Origin of the sequence: Paraburkholderia sp., from assembly GCF_026225065.1 — a bacterium.
Taxonomy (GTDB): Bacteria; Pseudomonadota; Gammaproteobacteria; order Burkholderiales; family Burkholderiaceae; genus Paraburkholderia.
On sequence record NZ_JAMFSB010000081.1, the window covers coordinates 1 to 3798 of the forward strand.

Below are 3798 nucleotides of genomic sequence, written 5' to 3' on the forward strand. Positions count from 1 at the left end.
GGCCAGCGGCGCGAAGTTTTCGAAGATCGGCGCCCAGACGGGATCGTCGCATTTGTTCTTGTCGAACGCAAAGCCGATCGTAGGTGTGTGCGAGGCCGCAATGCCGCCAATAATCCGTGCCATGCCAGTACTTCTCCAGAGAGTCGCGCCCGCCCGCTCGTTTCTGCGTAATGGCTGTGTAATCCCTGCACATTGCGGACGCATAGGACGGCCGCCGGAACGGCGCCGCCTGTCAGGACGAAAGGTAGCCCTGGGAGGGGAACATCAAAAGGGGGGGTTAACCACATACATTGACGAAAACGTGCGGAAATCCGGCGTTCCGGAGTGTGCCTCACAGGCCGGAGCGTCTCTCCAAAGGCCCGTCAGTAAAGGGTTTGGCGAGACCGCTCGAACATCGAAGGAAATGTTGGCGTTGATTCGCGACGACACAGGCCAATAAACAGATTAGATGCGGTGAGAGTGAAGTCGCAACAGGACCCGACAAGGCAGACCCGCTCCCGGCAATAAGGTCCGCGATCGCAGGCCCCTGTGCCGAAATCCGCATGGTAAGCACCCGTTGTATTCAAGACGCGACAATTTCGTCTGCCTAGACTCGAACCACGCATCGTGGTCAAGTTGAGGCGTGGTGCCCGCGCGTCACCCGCTGTCGCGACTATTTTCACGCCCGGAACATCAGGCTGGCGGAACCATCGCCCATCTGCGATCTTCTTCTGGAGGCAAGCTATGTCGACGATTCCCGCCCGTATCGAGCGGATGCCGTATTCGAGCTTCCACCGCCGGCTGTTGTTCATGGGTGGGCTGGGGTATGTCTTCGATGCCATGGACGCCGCGGTGCTCGCCTTTCTGCTACCTGTGCTGCGAGTCCAATGGCACCTGACCAGCGTTCAGACAGGCGTGCTCGGCAGCGGCACGTTCATCGGCTATTTTGTGGGCGCGTCGGTGGCAGGCATCCTCGGCGACCTGATCGGCCGCCGCAAGGTCATGATGTGGTCGCTCGCCATCTATTGCGCGGCCTCCGTGGCAAGCGCCGTCGCTAACGACTGGCCTTTTTTCATCGTGACGCGAATCATCGCGGGAATCGGCACTGGCGCGGAGAGCGCCATCGTGGCGCCGTTCCTGTCGGAGTTCGTCGCGCGGAAATATCGGGGCAGCTTCACAGGCAGTCTTGCCTCGTTCTTTTCGTTCGGCTTCGTCGCGGCCGCCCTGCTCGGCTATTTCGTGATCCCGCTCGGCCCCGATGCGTGGCGTGCGGTGATGATTCTCACCGCGTTGCCGATCGTGATGCTGCTGTGGTGGCGCAGGGCGCTGCCCGAATCGCCTCGCTGGCTCGACAGCCGCGGCCGCACCGCGGAGGCTGAGGTTATCGTCGCCGGCATCGAGGCGGAATTGCGGGCAGCGGGGATCGAGCTCGCGCCGCTGGAATCGGTGGACGTGCCCCCCGCGCCGGCCGCCACACACGGCAGGACAGTACTGGGAAATTTGAAAGCACTGTGGTCCGCGAGGCTCGCACGCACCACGGCAATGGCCTGGCTGATGTGGCTTTCCATCACCTTCAGCTATTACGCATTCTTCACCTGGATTCCCGGGCTGCTGGTGCAAAGCGGCATGACCATTACGCGCAGCTTCTCCTATTCGCTCGCCATGTATCTCGCGCAGATCCCAGGGTACTTTTCCGGCGCGTGGCTCAACGAGAAAATCGGCCGGCAAGCGACGATCGCGTCGTACATGGTGCTCGGCGGCATGGCCGCGCTCGGGATGGCGCTGACGCACACCGACAGCGGCATCATGGTCTCGGGTATCTTCCTGTCATTCTTCATGAATGGGACCTACGCCGGCGTCTACGCCTATACGCCCGAAGTCTTCCCCACCGATGTGCGCACGACCGGCATGGGCGTGTCCTCCGCTATCGGTCGGCTCGGCGCGATCGCGGCGCCCATCCTGGTCGGATATCTCTACCCCGTGTTCGGTTTCGCTGGCGTGTTCGGTGCAACCACACTGGTGCTGCTGATCGGCGCCGTCGCCGTTGTGTCGATGGGCGTGCCCACGCGGGGCAGGTCGCTGGAAGACATTGCCGCGAGCACCGGCAACGACGGCCTCGAACTGGTTGAGTCGAGACAATGACCCGGCAATGACCCGGCCAATGCGGCGGGCAATGACGTGCAACCGATGACATCCTGAAGGAGGACCATGCATGACTAGCATTCTGTTTAAAAACGGCGCCTTGCTCGATCCGCTGGAGGCAGAATTGCGGCCCGGCTACGAAGTGCTCGTCGAAGGCGATACGGTCCGGGAAGTATCCGACCGGCCGATATCGTCAGCGGGCGCTCACGTCGTCGACCTCAAAGGCAAGACGATCATGCCGGGGCTGATCGATTTGCATGCTCACATGATCGCGACGCAATTCGATCTGCCAGGTCAGGTGCGAATGCCGAACGTGTTTGTCACGCTCAAGGCGTTGCCGATCATGCAAGGGATCTTGCGACGCGGCTTCACGACCGTGCGCGACGCGGGTGGCTCTGGGCTCGCGCTCAAGCAATCGGTCGAGATGGGGCTCGCGCAAGGGCCGCGTCTGTTCATCGCCGGCCGGGCCTTGAGCCAGACCGGCGGACACGGCGACACGCGCGGGCGCGCCGACTTCATCGTCCCGGACACTCCGTGCAATTGTTGCATCCGGGTCGGCGCATTGAGCCGTGTGGTCGACGGAGTGGACGAGCTTCGCAAGGCCGTGCGCGAGGAGCTGCAGATGGGCGCCGACCAGATCAAGATCATGGCATCGGGAGGTGTCGCATCGCCGACCGATCCGATCGGGGCGTTCGGCTACTCAGAGGACGAAATCCGCGCGGTTGTCGCGGAGGCGCAGGGTCGCGGCACCTACGTGATGGCGCATGCCTATACCGCCGCGTCGATGCAGCGTGCCGTGCGCTGCGGCGTTCGCACGATCGAGCATGGCAATCTGATCGATGAGCCGACCGCCAAACTGATGGCCGAGCACGGCGCCTTCGTGGTGCCTACTCTCGTCGCTTATGAAGCGCTTCACAGCGAAGGCGTGAAATACGGTTTGCCTGCCGAGAGCGCAGCCAAGATCGAAACCGTGCGCGTGGCGGGTTTGCAGTCGCTGGAAATCTTCAAACGCGCCGGTGTGAAGATGGGCTTTGGCTCCGACCTGCTCGGTCCGTCACATCGTCTTCAAAGCGACGAATTCACGATTCGCGCGCAAGTGCTGACGCCGGCCGAAATCATCAGCAGCGCAACGACGATCGGCGCCGAAGTGCTCGGCATGACCGGCAAGCTCGGGCGTCTTGCGGCGGGGGCGTTTGCCGATCTGCTCATCGTCGACGGGAATCCGCTCAAAGATCTGAACTGCCTGACTGGGCAAGGCGAGCACATTCACGTGGTCATGAAAGGCGGCAAAGTGGAGTTCGGCGCCCTGCACTGACTGACGCGCCTGAGGCACAAATAAAAAACGGCGCCATGCTCTAAAGCATCGCGCCGAGACGCGCCTCTCGTGGCAGCGTAAAAAAACCCGGCAGTGCGACGCCAGTGCCAGCGCCGCTGCCGGTTCAAGTTACGTTAGAACGAGTGCTGAATACCCGCGTACGCGCCGGTCTGGGTACGGCCTTGCGTCGGGTTCTCGTTGAACGAGCCGTTGGTCAAGCCACCGGGACCTTCGCTGTTGGCATCGAGACCAAAGTTGGCGGTACTGCTGTTACGCACCTGAGCCACCTGGAAATCGAGCAAGGTACGCTTGGACAGGTTGTACGTGCCACCCACCGTATAGATGGTTGCGTTGCCGCCGCC

At 62.2% G+C, this 3798-nt stretch carries 2 protein-coding genes and 1 pseudogene; 2 read left to right on the top strand and 1 reads right to left on the bottom strand.

Annotated elements, in window-relative coordinates:
• Positions 1 to 723 precede the first annotated feature (723 nt).
• Positions 724 to 2121 carry an MFS transporter gene (locus M0954_RS06250; protein WP_297352168.1) on the top strand — a complete coding sequence of 466 codons (1398 nt, stop codon included), beginning with the start codon at positions 724 to 726 and terminating at the stop codon, positions 2119 to 2121.
• 70 nt (positions 2122 to 2191) lie between these two features.
• Positions 2192 to 3436: an amidohydrolase family protein gene (locus tag M0954_RS06255; protein WP_297352169.1), complete on the top strand. Its 1245-nt coding sequence runs from the start codon at positions 2192 to 2194 to the stop codon at positions 3434 to 3436.
• Between the two features lie 134 nt (positions 3437 to 3570).
• On the opposite strand, the pseudogene M0954_RS06260 reads toward M0954_RS06255, so the two are convergent.
• Positions 3571 to 3798 (bottom strand): annotated as a pseudogene (locus M0954_RS06260) (porin); the annotation flags it as partial.